Annotated in this window: 13 protein-coding genes and 1 tRNA gene; 5 read left to right on the forward strand and 9 right to left on the reverse strand. The window is 71.2% G+C overall.

Features of this window, described 5'->3' with window-relative positions:
- Nucleotides 1-152 precede the first annotated feature (152 nt).
- The 4 genes from IPQ09_07990 (at nucleotide 153) to IPQ09_08005 (ending at nucleotide 3,500) form a co-directional block, all read left to right on the forward strand.
- Nucleotides 153-650 carry an NUDIX domain-containing protein gene (locus IPQ09_07990; GenBank protein MBL0194152.1) on the forward strand — a complete coding sequence of 166 codons (498 nt, stop codon included), beginning with the start codon at nucleotides 153-155 and terminating at the stop codon, nucleotides 648-650.
- Between the two features lie 73 nt (nucleotides 651-723).
- A tRNA-Arg gene (locus IPQ09_07995) sits at nucleotides 724-800 on the forward strand.
- 42 nt (nucleotides 801-842) lie between these two features.
- Nucleotides 843-1,238, forward strand: a complete 396-nt coding sequence (locus IPQ09_08000) for a hypothetical protein (GenBank protein MBL0194153.1) — start codon at nucleotides 843-845, stop codon at nucleotides 1,236-1,238.
- A 147-nt stretch (nucleotides 1,239-1,385) separates the two neighbouring features.
- On the forward strand, nucleotides 1,386-3,500 hold the full coding sequence (locus IPQ09_08005) for a hypothetical protein (GenBank protein ID MBL0194154.1): 2,115 nt from the start codon (nucleotides 1,386-1,388) through the stop codon (nucleotides 3,498-3,500).
- Between the two features lie 152 nt (nucleotides 3,501-3,652).
- On the opposite strand, the gene IPQ09_08010 is transcribed toward IPQ09_08005, so the two are convergent.
- Genes IPQ09_08010 through IPQ09_08020 form a run of 3 tightly spaced genes read right to left on the reverse strand, consistent with a single transcriptional unit; the run spans nucleotide 3,653 to nucleotide 7,352 of the window.
- A complete protein-coding gene (locus IPQ09_08010; protein ID MBL0194155.1) occupies nucleotides 3,653-4,672 on the reverse strand; it encodes a tetratricopeptide repeat protein in 1,020 nt (339 codons plus the stop codon).
- Nucleotides 4,669-6,300 carry a serine/threonine protein kinase gene (locus IPQ09_08015; GenBank protein ID MBL0194156.1) on the reverse strand — a complete coding sequence of 544 codons (1,632 nt, stop codon included), beginning with the start codon at nucleotides 6,298-6,300 and terminating at the stop codon, nucleotides 4,669-4,671. The genes IPQ09_08010 and IPQ09_08015 overlap by 4 nt, the downstream gene beginning before the upstream one ends.
- A 35-nt stretch (nucleotides 6,301-6,335) precedes the next feature.
- The gene (locus IPQ09_08020; protein ID MBL0194157.1) at nucleotides 6,336-7,352 is read right to left on the reverse strand and encodes a hypothetical protein; all 1,017 of its coding nucleotides are present in this window, start codon (nucleotides 7,350-7,352) and stop codon (nucleotides 6,336-6,338) included.
- A 175-nt stretch (nucleotides 7,353-7,527) separates the two neighbouring features.
- Here IPQ09_08020 and IPQ09_08025 point away from each other — a divergent pair, with 175 nt between their 5' ends.
- Nucleotides 7,528-8,412: a hypothetical protein gene (locus IPQ09_08025; protein MBL0194158.1), complete on the forward strand. Its 885-nt coding sequence runs from the start codon at nucleotides 7,528-7,530 to the stop codon at nucleotides 8,410-8,412.
- Between the two features lie 30 nt (nucleotides 8,413-8,442).
- On the opposite strand, the gene IPQ09_08030 is transcribed toward IPQ09_08025, so the two are convergent.
- The 6 genes from IPQ09_08030 to IPQ09_08055 form a co-directional block, all read right to left on the reverse strand.
- Entirely contained in the window at nucleotides 8,443-9,183 is a 741-nt protein-coding gene (locus IPQ09_08030) for a phosphatase PAP2 family protein (protein MBL0194159.1), read from the reverse strand.
- Nucleotides 9,184-9,382: 199 nt separating this feature from the next.
- Entirely contained in the window at nucleotides 9,383-10,765 is a 1,383-nt protein-coding gene (locus IPQ09_08035) for a hypothetical protein (GenBank protein MBL0194160.1), read from the reverse strand.
- Nucleotides 10,766-10,777: 12 nt separating this feature from the next.
- On the reverse strand, nucleotides 10,778-11,476 hold the full coding sequence (locus IPQ09_08040; protein MBL0194161.1) for a hypothetical protein: 699 nt from the start codon (nucleotides 11,474-11,476) through the stop codon (nucleotides 10,778-10,780).
- A 17-nt stretch (nucleotides 11,477-11,493) separates the two neighbouring features.
- Nucleotides 11,494-12,759 carry a DUF1549 domain-containing protein gene (locus IPQ09_08045; protein ID MBL0194162.1) on the reverse strand — a complete coding sequence of 422 codons (1,266 nt, stop codon included), beginning with the start codon at nucleotides 12,757-12,759 and terminating at the stop codon, nucleotides 11,494-11,496.
- Between the two features lie 81 nt (nucleotides 12,760-12,840).
- The gene (locus IPQ09_08050; protein MBL0194163.1) at nucleotides 12,841-14,061 is read right to left on the reverse strand and encodes a cytochrome c; all 1,221 of its coding nucleotides are present in this window, start codon (nucleotides 14,059-14,061) and stop codon (nucleotides 12,841-12,843) included.
- Between the two features lie 252 nt (nucleotides 14,062-14,313).
- Nucleotides 14,314-15,819, reverse strand: a complete 1,506-nt coding sequence (locus tag IPQ09_08055) for a hypothetical protein (GenBank protein MBL0194164.1) — start codon at nucleotides 15,817-15,819, stop codon at nucleotides 14,314-14,316.
- Nucleotides 15,820-15,849 lie beyond the last annotated feature (30 nt).

Raw genomic sequence — 15,849 nt, forward strand, 5'->3', positions numbered from 1 at the left:
CAACGTGAACCTGCAAGTGAGCCCCGCAGGGGCGAACGGTGGTCGATGGCGGGCCCGCGCCGAAGGCGAGGTCTCGCCATGAACCTGCAAGTGAGCCCCGCAGGGGCGAACGGTGGTCGATGGCGGGCCCGCGCCGAAGGCGAGGTCTCGCCATGAAGGCGAACTTCTGCATCGCGTGTGGGGCGGCGCTCGTGACGGCCGAAGACGCCGAGGGGCGAGCGCGCAATCGGTGCACGGCACCCGACTGCGGGTGGGTGCACTACGGCAACCCGACGCCGGTCGTCGCGGCGATCGTCGAGCACGCCGAGGGCGTCCTGCTCGCGAGGAATGTGGGCTGGCCGGAGGGCATGTTCGGCCTCGTGACGGGCTACCTCGAGGCGGGTGAGACGCCCGAGGCGGGCGTGCTGCGCGAGGTGCAAGAGGAGCTCGGGCTCACCGCGGAGGTCGTGTCGCTCGTGGGAGTGCACGCCTTCGAGATGAAGAACGAGCTGCTCGTCACCTACCACGTGCGCGCCTCCGGAGAGGTGAAGCTCGGGGAGGAGCTCGCCGCGTACAAGGCCGTGCCGGAGGCGAAGCTCCGCCCCTGGCCGATGGGCACGGGCCAGGCCCTCCGCGACTGGCTCCGAAGCCGTGGGCGCGATGACGTGTGAGCCGCAGCCGCGAGGCAACAGGCGGCCGCCGCGTGCAGTCGCCCCCGATTCCTGGTAAGCGAGGCGGGGGCTCGCGCCCGTAGCTCAGTTGGATAGAGCGGCGGCCTTCTAAGCCGTTGGTCGCAGGTTCGAGTCCTGCCGGGCGCGCCAACACACGGTACCGCGGAGGGAGACGCGATGATCGGCAGGTCGTTGAGCGACAGACACGGGCGCGGGCGGCTGGCGGACGCCGACGCCATCGCGATCGTGCGCGACGCGCTCCCCACCCAGGCGGAGAACCTCGTGGGCGTCCGCGCAGAGGGCGCAGAGATGATCGCGTTCCTGGTCGTGCGGGCCGACGACGCCGCGGTGCGCGTAGGCAAGGCCCTCGGCCTCGAGCTCGCGAAGGGGAGCACCGTCACGTTCGGGCTGGCCGGCGCGGACGCCGAGCGCCTGCTCGGGGCCACAGTAGCCTTGCGACCGGCGCAGCGCGCGTGGCTCGCGGCGCCGTGCGCGCCCCGCGAGACCAAGGTGCTGCTGTTGTGTGGCGGGCTGGCGTTGGTGTCCCTCGTGATCCGCGACGGGCGCGTCGTGATCTCGACGGCGTGAGCGAGCGACCCGTCCGGGTGGAGCGCGACGCGCGAGGGGCATGCCGGGGGAAGGCCGGGGGGAGGGCCGGTGGCTTTCGCCCCCAGACTGTGGCCGGCGCGACGAACCCATGCCATGGTGCACGAGAATAGCCAGGAGCCTCTTCCGATGTCTTCCCGTCGCCTGCGTCTCGCCTCTCTCTCGCTGCTCGTCTCGGGTGTTATCCCATTCCTTTCGAGCGCTTGCGCGACTGGGCAGGCTCCCGACACCGAAGAGAACGTGCCCGTCGTCCCGACGGCTCCGACCGGCACCACGCCCGACCCCACGGGGCTCGACGCGGCCACCACGCCCGACGCAGCCTCGGGCGACAGCAGCGCCCGGGACGCCGCGGCCACCGGCGACGTAGCGGCCCCCGCGCCAGTGCCGGTGCTCACCTCGCTCACGCCGCCGAGGTCTGCGCTCAGCGCGACGCCGCTCACGATCAAGGCGACGGGCAGCGCCTTCACCTCCGCCTCGGTCTTGCACGTCGACGGCACCGCGGTGGCGACCACCTTCACGAGCGCGACGGAGCTGCAGGCGACCCTCCCGGCCTCGCTCCTCGCGACGGTGGGGACCCTCTCCATCACCGTGACCACGCCCGCCCCCGGCGGTGGCACGTCGGCCGCGATCCCTTTTGCCGTCGAAAACCCGGCGCCCACGGCCACGACCCTCGCGCCGCTCGGCGCCGTGGTCGGCTCCCCCGCGACGACGCTCACGATCACCGGGACAGGCTTCGTCTCAGGCGCAAAGGTGGTCTTCAACGGCGTCGATCTCGTCACCACGTTCGGGAGCAGCACCTCGGTCCAGGCCACGATCCCCGCCCCACAGCTCGCCACACCGGGCACCTTCAACGTCACGGTCGTGAACCCCGCGCCGGGCGGCGGCACGACCGCGCCCCTCTCGTTCACCGTGTCCACGCCGGCGGTGCAGCTCACCTCCGTCACGCCGGTGAGCCAGCTCGTGGGCTCCGGCGCCACGGCCGTCTCCCTGGTCGGCACGGGCTTCTTGTCGACCACGAGCGTGATGTTCAACGGTGTCGCGATCGGCTCGACCTACGTCGACGCCACGCACATGAACGCCACCATCCCGGCGGGCTCGCTCACCGCCGTCGGCGACTTTCCCCTCACGGCGAGCAATCCGCCCCCGGGCGGCGGGCTCAGCAACCCGGTCCAGTTCCGCGTCCAGTACGCCGCGCCGAACCTCGTCTCGCTCGCGCCCTCGAGCGCGATCGCGGGCTCGGGCCCGGTGGTGGTCTCGCTGAACGGCTCGGCCTTCTACTCCGCGTCGCAGGTCTCGTTCGACGGCGTCGCGAGCACCACGACCTTCGTGTCGTCGAGCCAGCTCCGCGCGACGCTCACGGCGGCGCAGCTCGCCACCGGGAAGGTCATCGCCGTGCGCGTGTCGACCCCGGCGCCCGGCGGCGGCACCTCCGCGGTGCAGTCGTTCACGGTCCAGAACCCAGGGCCCACGCTCACGGGGCTCTCGCCGAGCACCGTCGCGGCGCGCTCCGCGGCGACCACCGTCACGCTCACGGGCAACGGCTTCGTCACGGCGAGCCAGGTCCGCGCGAACGGCGCCGACATCGCCACCACGTTCGTCTCCGGGACTTCGCTCACCGCGCTCGTGCCGGCGAGCTTCCTCCTGAACCCGGGGGCGGTGTCGATCACGGTGGCGAACCCGAACCCCGGCGGCGGGACGAGCGGCGCGTTCAACTTGAACGTCGCCTGCAACACGGCGGGCGTGGACGTGGCCCTCGGCGCGATCGGGAACACCACTACGCTGAGCACGTCGTTCGCGGCGGCGCCCACCGCGGCGCGGCTCTTGGGCGCGGGCACCTGCCCGGCTTCTCTCGCCACGACGAACCCCCAACCCGCCCGCTACTGGGTCGTGCAGAACACGGCGGGCGTGCCCATCGTGCTCTCGAGCTGGGCGGTATGCACCTCGGACGCCACCCGTGAGGACGACGCGTTCCTCACGTACTACCGGCGCAGCACGCGCCCGGCCACCGACGCCGAGCGCCAGGCGTGCACCGGCTTCATCAGCGAGGGGCTCAGCGGCAACGGCGGCTACACGAGCCCAGAGGCCGGCGGCTCGGACTGGTGCCCAGGGCTCACGAAGTCGAACGGTGGAGCCATCGCGCTCGGCGTGTGCGAGACGGCCGTGGTGCACATTCAGCCGTGGAGCCTCACCAGCACGACCTACTCGCCGCCCGCGAGCGTCCGCCTCCGCCCCGAGGCCCCGTAGCGCTCGCGTAGCCCGGCTGCGCTGCCCACCAAGCCCGCCAAGCCCGGCGGGCGGCGCAGGCGTGCGTCGCCGGGGTCGCGCCACGGCGGGCACACGCCGGACAGCGGCAAGTCGCTGGAACTACGTCACTATTCGGACCGCGGCGGACGGGCTCAGAACGTGCCGCCCACGCCGACCGAGCCCGGACCGAGGAGCGGGTGCCACTCGCGCGCGGGCGCCTTCGCCGCCTTCGGGGCCGGGCCGCGCTCCGGCTCCTGACCCGAGGTCATCACATAGGCCACCACGGTGAGCCCGCCCGCCAGGAGCGTGGCGCCCGCGAAGATGTCGGCCACGAGCGCCATGGTCTTCGTGCCGCTTCGCTGGCTGTCGATGTCGGCCTTCGTGGCGTTGGGCGTGGCGAGGGTCTTCTCGAAGGTCGAGTGCTTCGACGAGGTGACGATCGCGAACACCGCGGTCCCACCCGCCATGACGCCAGTCGCCGCGAGGCCTATGTAGAAGGGCGTGCGGCTCTTGGGCCGCATCACGGGCGCCTCGGGCGTGGGTCCCTTCGTGGCCACCACGCCACCGATCGGCTTCAGATCGAACTTCACCTCGATCTGCTTTGCGCCGGCCACGTCGATCACCTTGGTCTCCGTCTGGTAGCCGGAGGCGGTCACCGAGATGCGCCGGCGCCCCGCGCTGACCAGCAGCGGCTGCGGCTCGGTGCGTGCCTCGTCGTCGACGGTGATCTCGACGGGCGACGTGGTGACCGCCACCGTGATCGTGAGCTGCGCCACGCGCTGCCTCAGCTTCGCCAGCTCGCCTTCGACCTCTTTGCGGCGCTCCGCGTCGATCTTGTCGCCACCCTCACGGAGGTACCGCTCGAACGAGCGCACCGCTCGCGCGTAGTCCTGGAGCTGGTAGAGGGTCTGTCCGAGGTTGTACTCGATGCGGTAGGACGGCGCCGCGGCGTTGGCGGCGCGGAACTCCGCGAGCGCCGCGTGAAAGTTCCCTTCCTTGTAGAGCTCGATGCCGCGTGCGAAGCGTGTGCGTCCCTCGTCGAGCCCGGCCGCCTGCGCGTGCGCAGAGCCCTCGGTGAGGGCGGCGTCGGCGAGGCCTCCCAGCACCCCAACCGTGGTGATCAGCATGGCCGCTGTGGCGGCGCGGCGCAGGCTGCGCGGGCGAGGCATCATGGCGCGTAGGGGTCTTTCTCGTCGAGCGCCCTCGCCGACGGCTTCGTCGTGGGCGTGGGCGCGGCGACCGTGGTTGCGGCGGGGCCGGAATGCGCGACGGTGGGGGCCGGAGCGCCGACCCGCGGCACGCCCGCACCGGGCACGAACACGTGCCCGTGCGGAGTCGCGGGGGCGGCCTGGGCCGCGACCGAGGCCGACGGTGTGGGCGTGGGCGCCGCCGTCAGCGCCGACGCCGGCGTCGCCGGCACAGTCGCGGGCGCCGCCGAGGGGGGGGGCGGTGCGGGCGGCTGCGTCGCAGCCTGGGGACCACCCGCGCGGCCCTGCGCGTGCACCACGTAGGCGGCGACGCCGAAGCCCACCGCGACGGCCGCGGCGACGGCGACCACGACCGGCAGCGAGCGGCCGGGCCGCGGCTCGGGCAGCGAGATGCGCGAGGTGGCGTCCGACGGCACGACGACGGGTGGCTGCGCGAACGTGCGCGACTCGCCGCTCGTGGGGGCCGGCTCCGCGGGCTCGGTCGAGATGCGAGGCACGGAGTGCGGGCCGGAGCTCGAGACCGCGTGCGACCCCGTGGTGAAGAGCGAGCTGCGGATGCCGCTCATGCCGTTGTCCGTCACGCGCTGCTCGATGAGCGCACGGAGCTGCTCACGCTCGGGCGCGAACGCATCGCGCAGCGCCTTCGCCCACGTCTTGCGCGGCGGCTCACCGTGCTTGCGGAGCCAGCCTTCGAGCGCGATTTGAAACTCCGACGGGGTCGGGAAGCGGTTCGCCGGCTTCGTGGCCATGGCGCGATCGCAAATCGCGGCGAGCTCCGGATCGACCTCCGGCACGATCTCGGCGATCTTCGGATCGCTGCCGTCGATGCGGCGCGTGAGCACGTCGCGCGCCGACGCGCCCTCGGCGAACCGCCGCCCGGCGATGGCCTCCCAGAGAATGACGCCCACGGAGAACACGTCGGCGCGTCCGTCGACGGCGCCGAGGCTCGCCTGCTCCGGCGACATGTAGCCGACCTTGCCTTTGAGCACGCCGGCCTGGGTCATCTGGCTCGCCGCGGCGCTCTTGGCGATGCCGAAGTCGACGAGCTTCACGCGCCCGTCGTAGCCCACCAGGATGTTGTGGGGTGTGACGTCGCGGTGGACGATGCCGAGGACGGTGCCGTCGTAGTCGGCGAGGTTGTGGGCGTAGTCGAGACCCTCGAGCACGTCGCAGAGCACGCGCACGTAGGCGGTCAGCGGGAACTGCTCGGGCGCGACGCGCCGCCGCACCCGCGTGATCGGCTGCCCCTCGACGTACTCCATCGCGAGCATCAGCCGCCCCTGCGTGTCGTCGACCTCGAAGGTCTGGACCACGTTCGGGTGGTGGATGCGCGCGGCGAGGCGCGCCTCGTCGAGGAACATCGCGCGGAAGTCCTCGTCCTGCTCCATGCTCTCTTTGAGCATCTTCAGTACGCAGAGCTTCCGGAAGCCCTCCGGGCCGTCGGCGATCGCGAGGTACACGTCGGCCATGCCGCCGTGGCCGAGCGCGCCCAACAGGCGGTACTTGCCTAGCGACGCGGCCAGGGACAGATCGAACGCCTCGAGGGGCTTGATCTGACCTGTCTCCTCGGGGCGGCGGTTCGGCTGGCTCATGGGGCTCGGTTCGCAGGGCGTTGGGCGGGGAGCGATCAGGGCGGCGAGGGGAACACGGCCACGGAGGTGGCGGCGCCGGCGCGGATGAGGGTTCGCGTCGAGCCAATGCGCTTCCCGCTGTCGGCCCACTCCGCCGTGAACGTGTGGAACCCCGGCGGAATATTGATGAAGCCGGCGCGCCCGAGCGGATCGGTCTTCTTGTCCGCGCCAATCTCGGGGGTCGAGCCGATGATGTAGAAAGGCACGAGCAGCGGGTCGAGGGCGGTCGTGGTGAAGCGCACCCCGGAGAGCGGGTTGTTGTTGCAGTCGCGCGCGAACACGAAGACCAGCGCGTGGTTCACCGAGTCGTACGCGTTCGGTTTCCCGAGCGCCGTGTCGGCCAGATACGAGATCTCCTGGGGGCGCAGCATGAGCTGGAGGAAGTCGGTCTTGGGGGCCCGCAGCGGGGGCGACGTGTAACGGAACGTCGGCGCGTAGGCGCCGGACTTCACTTCGAAGAAGCCCTCGAAGCCGTACTCCACAGTCGCCGCAACCCAGCCCTCGGCGGTGGGCACCACGAAGCCCGCGCCCGCCTCGGGGCCGGCGTCCGCGGGGCCGCCAGCGTCGAGGTTGCGAGGGTTGTTGCACTGGTTGTCGGTCGAGGCGCAGAGACGGACCCCGACGCCCGTGGGCGGGATGCCGTTCGTGTAGTCGAGGTACTGGATCGACACGTCGACCTTGCGCGACGGATCCGGGTTGATCGCCGGAAGCGTCGCGCACGCGAACGGGTCGATGGCGGCGTCGGCAGCGTCGGGTGCGGCGTCCGGCGCGGCCGCGTCGGCGGGTGGGGCCGCGTCAACCTCGGGGCCCGCGACGCACAGGCTCTCGAGCGAGCAGCGGGTGTTCTCGAACCCTGCGCCTCGCGCGCGGCACTCGTCGTCCGACTTGCACTGCTCCTTGCTGGTCGAGAAGAGGAGCGAGCACGCGGAGTTGAGCGTCGCAAACCCAACGAACGCCGCGGCGAGGGCCGGGACGGTCGCTTTGGAGAGGTGAAGAATCCGACCGCGCACCATTCGTTTTTCGCGCCCGCTTTTCTCGGAGTGAACCGCGCGAGAGAGTAGAAATCGAATCTCCCCACCCGCGCCTTGAAAAGCATACCTGTCGCGCACGTGGGCCGCCATCATGCAACGTCACTTCCTTGTGACTTCTGTCGCACTGCGTTGTTACCTGCCTCCGCCAAGGGACCCCATGACCGTGAATCGCGAAGGTTTCCGAGATCCTACGTTTCCCGCGGCGCTCGACGCCGCCGTGGCCGGCCGCGTTGACGCGCTGTACCACCTGCTCGCGAAGCTCTCGGGGCTGCCCGGGACGCGCATCAACGCGGGCATGGTGGAGGCCTTCGCCGTCGAGGCGGGCGCGCGCGGCAAGAAGGTGGACGCGCTGCTGCGCGCGATGGTGCTGCTGGACGCTGACGTGGCGCCCGGCGGCTCCGCTCACGAGATCGTCCCCGTGTGCGCGGTACACGCGCTCGGCGTGCGAGGCGCGACCGACGCGAAGGCGCGGCCCTTCGCGGTCGAGCACCTGCACGCGGCCTGCGACGATCTCCGATTTCGCGTGCGCGACGCGGTGCCCGTGGCGCTCGCGCGCATCGGCGCGAAGGCGGGCGACGAGCTCGTCGGCGAGCTCGCGCCGTACATGGACGGCTACTTCCACGCCACCGCCGCGCTGCTCGCCCTCGCGCTCCCGTCGTTCCTCGACATGACACGCGACGCGGCCACCGTGGTCGCTCGACTGACCGAGGGCTTCGAGCTCGTCCTGCGCGCGCCACGCTCGGCGTCACGGTACCCGGGCCACAAGGCGCTCATGGAGGCGCTCGCGGCGGTGCCCGTGCGCCTCGCGGCGCGCTACCCGGCCGAGACCGTGGCAGAGGTCGATCGGTGGGCCGCGGTGAAAGATCCGGCGCTGCGCGACCTCGCGCTCCGCGTGGCGAAGGGCATCCGGGCGCGGCACGGCGAGGAGGCGGAGCGCATTCGCGCGTCGCTCGAGCGCACGCGCCCCGCGCCGCGCGACCCCACGATCATCGTGCACGGCACGCGCGGACGCGGGAAGAAGCGCGGGCTCTCGAGCACGTAGGTCCACGGGCCGGGTCTTCCCGCGCTGCTTTCAGCGGAGGATCTCGAGCGCGCGCGCGAGGTGCCCGCCGGCCCTGCGCGCCAGCGGCCTCGCCGCGAACGCGAGCGCAGCGCCCGCCGGCACGTCGACGAGAAAGTGCCGCTTGCACAGCACGGTCGACGCGGCGATCCCGAGGGCGAGCGCGATGGGCACGGGCGACCAGCGCCGCGCGTGGTCCCAGAAGAACGACGCGACGAACACGCTGTAAGCCACATGCATGCTGGGGAACGCGTTGAAGCCCTGGTCGGAGCGGTACATGAGGTCGAGCGCGGCGCAGTCGGCGCTCGTGCAGGCGGCCAGCGAGGGCTGGGTCATCTGCGAGGGCAAGAGCGCGAAGAACGCGAACCCTACGATCGCGAGCGTCAGGTACCCAGCGAACGCCTCGTAGAGCAGCGCGCGGTCGCGGCGCGTGACGAGGTGGATGGAGACCGTGAGCGGGAAGTACGCGTAGTAGACCCACACGAGCGGCACCACGAGGGGCAAGGCGGCGTCGAGCGACGTGGCGGGGCGGAAGAGCGCGCTCGGTGCCAGCGCGGCGTTGCGCCCGTCCAGGCCCGAGTAGAGGCCCACCATCGCCGCCATCGAGAGGACCGTCACCACGAACGCCTCACGGAGCGACGGCCGCGCCCCCTCGCGCGCGAGCGCCGGGTACTCGGCGGCCTGCGTGAGCGGGATCGTGCGAGGCGCGCGAAGGGAGATGGGCTGCATGACCTCCCCTGAAGCAGTGACCATGCCGGGCCTCACCAGGCGACACGAACAAGCAATTTCATACAGTTACAGAAGAGCCTGCGCTCCGATCTGTATAATGGTTGAACCAGTGCAAGTAACCAAGTGTTCGCGCGTAGCGCGGGTAGCACCTGGGCGGACGCGCCCAAAGCACGAAGCCCCGCCCCCTCGAGAGGGGCGGGGCTCGGTCGATATCGCCGCGAGCTCAGATGACGACGGTGTTCGTGATGCCGCTCAGATCGCCGCGGAACGGCGAAGCGCGGCTGTCGCCCTTCGCGACCGCGTAGCACACCGCGGCGGCCGCGGCCTGACCCGTCGTGGCCTCGACATAGGGGGCCGTGTTGCCCGTGGCGGGATCCCACCCGTCCACCTGGTTGTCCGCCGCGCCGAGGCCGCCGAACCAGCCGGTCTTGAGGAAGCCGGCGCCGTAGGTGATGAGCATGTTGGACGCCATCGCCGTGCCGTCCGGCCAGCCGCTGCGGTTCGTGAACGACTTGCAGGTGTCGCCGTAGACGCACCACACGAGGCTGTCGAGGATGGTCTTGGTGCTCGACGCAGGGTCGGGCATCGACTTGGCCATCGTGAACATGCCGTTCAGGATGTCGCTCATCGACTTGGCGACGAGCTCGGCGTTCGCGTCACCGTTCGCGAACATTTGGTGAGGATCGTTGCGGAAGCCCGAGATGCAGACCCCCGAGCTCAGGCCCAGCGCGAAGGCCTTCAGCGCGGTGATGGTGGCCTGACCGATGTTCATCGCGGCCGCGGGCAGGCCGGGGTTGTTGAGGCCGAACATCGCGAGGTCCGCGGTCGTCGGCCGGAGCTGATCGGAGAGGTTCTTCCCGAGGAGGTTCATCGACACCTTGCCGGTGTCGAGCCCTCGCGACATGGTCGCCCGCCCCGCGGCGGCGTTCAGGTTGAGGAAGGCCTTGTAGTACGACTCCGCGAGGGCGGCGTTCTTCGGGGTGGCCAGCAGGGTCTTCGACGCGTTGCTGTTGAAGAGGTCGACCATGCCGCCCGCGTTGGCGACGACGGCCGGCGCGGGCGCGCCGTCGGCTGTGCCGAAGGTGATGTTGCCGACCGTGATGAACGGCAGCAGCGTGGGCACCTTCTGCTGGATGGCGGCCGCGTTGGCGAGCAGGCTGCCCGCGCCGCCGAGGGTGGAGGTCGTGACCGGCGAGCCCGTGTGGGTCTCGTTGCGGCCGGCGAGGAACGCCGTGAAGGGGAACTTCGCCGACTTGATGGCGTTCGCCATCTCGGGCGCCACGTACATCGGCTTGTTGGACCCGTCGACCTTGAGGGCCTTGCCCATCGCGTGGAACGGGAAGGCCGGGTTGTTCCCGGTGGCGATGCGCGTCTGCGGAAACAGGAGCTGCATGTTGGCGAGCCCGCCGTTCGCCTCCAGCTGGAAAATGCTGAACGCGGTCGGGCGAATGCCCGCCGAGTCGGCGAGCGCGCTACCCGCGGTGTCGTTCAGCACGTCGAGCAGCTTCGAGCGCTCGAGGCCGATGGCCGCGGCGAGCACCGTCGACCACTTGATGAAATCGCGCCGGCTCGAACCCCGGAGATCTTTGAGTCGTTCATCGATCATGACGGTCCTCCTTCACTCGCAGGTGTGCGCGGCGGCGAGCAGCGCGGCGACGGCGATTCGCTGCCCGTCGGTGGGGTTGTCGGCCTGGGCGACGAGATCGTCGGCCAGCGCCAGGTGCGCGGGCTTCGCGGGCTTGCCAATGAGGCACGACACGCCGTCTTTCGTGAACTTCCCGTTCTCGAGGAGCTTCACGCCGGGGCAGCCTGGAGGCGCCCAGTCCGGCTTCACGACGTCGGCCGAGACCGACGCGTAGATGTCGAACGCCTTCCCCATGGACGAGGTCGACGAGAACGGCGCCTCGGGGATGCGGCCCGTGTAGTTCGGCCCACCGAGCGCGGCGGCGTTCGCCGCGTTCGTCACGAGCCCTTGGTTCTGCGTGGACGCGCCGCGGCTCTTCAGCAGGTTGCCCATGCCGCGGAGGGTCAGCTTGCCGCACGCGTGCATCCGCGCGGAGGCGACGGCGCCGCCCGCGGCCGCTGTCTCGAGGGCGCGCTGCCCCGGATCGGGCTGGGGGCCATCGACCACACCCGCGGGGTCGTTCACGTGGTTGAACGTGCCCTCTTCACCGCCAGCGGCGGTGCGGTTCGGGTCGTTCGCGTAGCCGGCGCCGGCGCCGGGGTTCAGCTGGTCGCCGGCCTCGCCGCAGCCCGCGAGCGCGAGCGCCGCGAGGACCGTGGTCACGGAGGCAAAGGTGAGTGCGTTTGGCTTCATGGCTGGACTCCTTCCCTTCACCACATCGTGAAATCGTCGCTCTTGAAGACGCGACCGAGGGTGTCTTTGAACTTGAAGTTGCCGGCCTTGAAGGCCGCCACCTCGTTCTTGGTGACGACCGCGGGGACGGTCGCGAGATCGCCAACCACGTCGCCGCGAGAGAAGGCGTAGTTCCACGCGCGGGTCACCGCGCAGGCCGCGACGTCGGGGTCCTTCGCCATCTCGGCCGCGAAGCCCGCGATGTCGGTGACGGGCTTGCCGAACCGCCAGCCGAACGTCTGCTGGCCGTCGGGCAGCCAGTCCTTCAGGCGCGCACGTGGGTTGCCGGCCACCGGGACGGTGACCTGGATGTCGGTCATGTAGGCGCCGTTCCCGTCGAAGTTCCCGAACAGCGGCGCCTGGTGGTTGATGGTGCCGTGGCAGTTCGCGCAGTTGACCGCCGAGGTGTCCTTGAAGTTCACGCGGATGTCGGGGTCGCCGGTGCCGCCCGTGACGCTGTCGAAGGGCCAGGTGTTCGTGTACACGGTGAGCCCCATCGGCACCGGCTTGTCGCTGAACTCGGTGGGGAACTTCGCGCAGACGAAGGTCTCCTGGACGAAGCGCACGCGGCGGAAGGCCATCGGCGCGAAGTATTGCGCCATGAGCCCGCGGTCGGTGAGCAGGCCCGCGGTCTGGAGGGTGCCGTTCGCTGCGCAGTCGGCCGCGTTGAGCTTGCTCTGCGCGGCGTCGAACGTGGGGCAAGTGCCGGTCTTCGCGGTGAAGAGGTCCGTGAAGGGGCGCCCCTCGACCGTCACCAGGGCGGCGAAGTTCGCCGCGAAGTCCTTGTTGGGCTGGTTCTGGCCAATGTTGCCGACCTGCGCGGTGCGGAGCGTGTCGCGCCAAAAGTCGATCATCTTCAGGGTGAAGCGCGGATCGCCGAGCAGGCGATCGACGTGCGCCTCGTAGACCTTCTTCTGCTCGGCCTCGCTCGGCGCCGAAGCGATGGAGTTTATCTCCGCGAGGGTCGGCACCTCGCCCACGAGCTTCAGGCTCGCGGCGCGGAGCGACTCGCCGTAGTCGCGCTTGCGCTGCTCGAGCTGCACGGGCGGCCCCTCCTCCGGGGAGGCCCCGGGGCCCGTGCCCCCACCCGGCACGCCGCCCGGCCCGGGGGTGAAGGGATCGCCGGGGTCGAGCGTCGTCTCCGAGCCGAGCTGGTTCGGATCGCCTTCGCTCGAGCAGCCGCCGAGGACGGCCACCATGCCGAACCCTGCGAGCGTCCACGCGGTGAGAGTTCGCCTGCGCATGTGCTTCCCTTTCTCCATGATCGAAGTCACTTCTTTGCAAAGACCGGGCCACGCGGACGCGCGCGACCTAGAGCGGCAGGCTCAGAAGAAGATGGCCTTGTTGTTCACGAAGAGGTCGATGAACCCCTGCGTGTTCCCGACCTTGCCGCCGGTGTGCGCGACGCCCGCGGTCGCGGCCTTCTGCAGCAAGACGCTCGTCGGCAGGTTGCCCTCGTTCAGCTTGCCCAGCACCGAGTCGCACATCGCCTGGTTGTCGTTGCCGTTGAGCGAGAGCCCAGCCAACCCGGCGCCATGGCAGCTCGCGCAGTTGGAGCCCCCGCCCACCCCCTGCCCTCGCAACGCCGGGAGGATCGTGTTCCCGAACGCATTGGGATCCTTGCACTTTTTAATCTGCGGGGGCGTCTGGTAGGTGCCCTTCTCGAGCTTCACGGCGTCGAACCGGAGCTTGTCGGCCGCGATATCGAAGGGCGCCCATCCCTCTCCGGAGAAGAAAACGGCCCCCGGCCCGAGGAGGGCCTCGGTGCCCTGCTGCACGGTCTGATCGAGGTTCGAGAAGCTCGCGTCGATGAGCTCGGGAGCCGTCGGATCGGGCTTGGCGAGCACCCGCACGAAGCGCGGGGCGTTCACGTGGACGTCGGTGCCGGCAGGCGCCACGAGCTTGAGGTTCTTCAGCGAGAGGATGCCGCCGATGAGGCTCGCGTCGAACTTGAGCTTCACGCCGGTGAGCCCGCCCTGCGCCGCCTTCGTGAGATCGATCTCGTTCGGGCCGGTCTTCACGACGAAAGGGTCGGTCCCGGGGAGCTTCGCCGCGGTGATCGCGACGGCCTCGGACTCGAGCCACTTGCGGGTCTTTTCTTCGAGCTCCGGGGTCGCCGAGATGGACGGTCCGGCGTGGGCGCCGTGGGTGAGCAGGCTGCTCTGGAAGGCGTCGCGGACGACGATGCCTGGAAATTTGCGAATAGAAACGTAGGAGTCGGGCCCCTCGAGGAACTTCGCGGGCTCCGGGTTGAACTGCCCGAGCTCGTGGCATTGCTTGCCACACGCGTTCTTGAGAGCGGGCTCGATCTCCCGATACAGCTTCTCGGCGTAGGCCTGCTTCGCCTGGATGTCCCCGGGCGAGCCCGGCGGGGCGACCCCCCCGCCGTCGCCCGCGACGGGCGTCCTGCCGCCGGGCGGAAACACCGGGGTATCGTCCGCGCAGGCGGCGAGCGCGCCGGCGGCGAGCGCGAGCCAAGCGAGGAGGGCGAGGGGGGCGAGGGGGGCGACGAGGGCGGTCCGAATGGACAACGAGCTGCGGTTCATTTTCGGCCTCGAGAGCGAGACGTTGCACACGGGGGGCCAGGAGGTGCAGGAGCGAGGCGCACGAAGCGCCTCAGGAAAGGTGTGGGATCTCGGCAGAATAGCAGGCCGGGCGCGGGGCGCTCGGGATGAGCGCTCGCGCGGGCGTGGGTCGCGCGCCCACGAGGCCCCCCGTGGATCGTCGGCGAGCCATGGGGGCCAGCCCCAACATGCCGAGCGGGTATGGCCCCCAGGGAGGCTTCGACCACCCCACCCTCATGGGGGCGGTGGGGCGGGAGGCGGCGGCGCGCCAGACGCCGGCGCGCCGGGCGGGGCCGCCCCAGCGGCGAGGCGCTCGCGGAGGATGCGAGCGGCGTACGCGTACGAGGGGTTCTGCGGCTGCTCGCGCGCGAGCTGCTCGTAGGCCTCCGCCGCCTTGGCCAGATCGCCCTTGTGGACCTCGTCGACCGCGGTGCGCTCGAGTGTGGGCCCCTTGCCCGCGTCTTTCCCCGCGGCCGCCGACGGATCGGACGTCCCCGAGGGGGCGGGGCCCGGCGTGGGGTTGGGCGCGTTGGGCGCAGTGCCCGGGGCGGTCGGAGTGGGCGTCGGCGGCGTGCTCGGCGGCGTGGGCGTGGGGACGAGGCCCATCGCCGAGGGCACCGGCGCCGGATCGCCCGCCAGCGCACCGGCCTCGGCGCCCGCGTCGGACCGGGCGGCCTTTTTGGGCGGCGGCGGTGGATCGTCGGTGAAGAGGATGAGCGCCGCCGCGACGAGCGCCAGCGGCAGGATGATGTAGGTGAGCTTGCGGACGGGCGACGCGGTCTTGAAGTCGGCGATCGCCTTCTTCAGCGGGTCGGTCTCGGCGGGCGGCGCCGCCTGCGGGAGCTGTCCGACGCCAGAGGCCGAGAATCCTTGAGGGAAAAGTTGCTCCTGCCCGGCCGAGAACGAGCCGCCAGCCTGCATCGGCTGCATGGGGGGGAAGCCACTGCTTCCCCCGCTCATCGACGCGTTCGGGAAGCCGCCGCTCATGCCGGGCATCCCGCCGGGCATTCCCCCCTGCCCTTGCATCGGGAAGCCGCCGCTCGCGCCGGGCCCTTGCATCGGGAAGCCGCCGCTCGCGCCGGGCCCTTGCATCGGGAAACCGCCGCTCATGCCTGCGCTGGGCATCCCGGGCGCCTGCATGGGGAAGCCGCCCCCGGCGGGCGGGAAGGCGCCGGTGGGCGGGCGGGTGCCGCTGCGCGACATGGAGAGATCCAGGGGCGCGACCCGCGTGGACTCGCCGTCGTCGGCCTGGCTCGAGAACGCCCCGGGCTGGAACGGCCGCGACGGCGCGTCGGTGGGCACCGCCGGAGCGCCCCCCGAGATTTGCGCGGTGCGGGCAGCGGGTGGCTGGCCAGCCGCAGGAATAGGGGCTGCGGTCGGCGCCTTCGGGGGCGCAGCGGGCGCAGGCGGCGGACCGGCCGCGGCCCGCTCTTCGGCGCGGTACTCCAAGCGCGCGCCACCGATGTCGATGCTGCAAGGCGGGCGCACCTCGGTCCACTCGGTGCCGATGGGGAAGCCGTCGACACACGCCGCGTTGTCGGGGTCGGTGGTCTGAAGGAAGAGCGCGTAGCCGTCAAAGTACGCGTACGCGTGCACGTCGAGCATGCGCGCGCCGTCGATCCGCCACTGGCCGCGGCGGCCGATGCTCAGCGTGGGGGACTCCTTCCCGGAGGTGAGCGGGATGAACCCGGGCTCCCCGATTCCGTTCACGATCTCGATGACGTGGGTGGAGGCCGCCATGAAGGGACAACACGCGGGGGGGGAAGGAGG

The sequence above is a fragment of the Myxococcales bacterium genome, assembly GCA_016720545.1.
GTDB lineage: Bacteria > Myxococcota_A > Polyangia > Polyangiales > Polyangiaceae > JAAFHV01.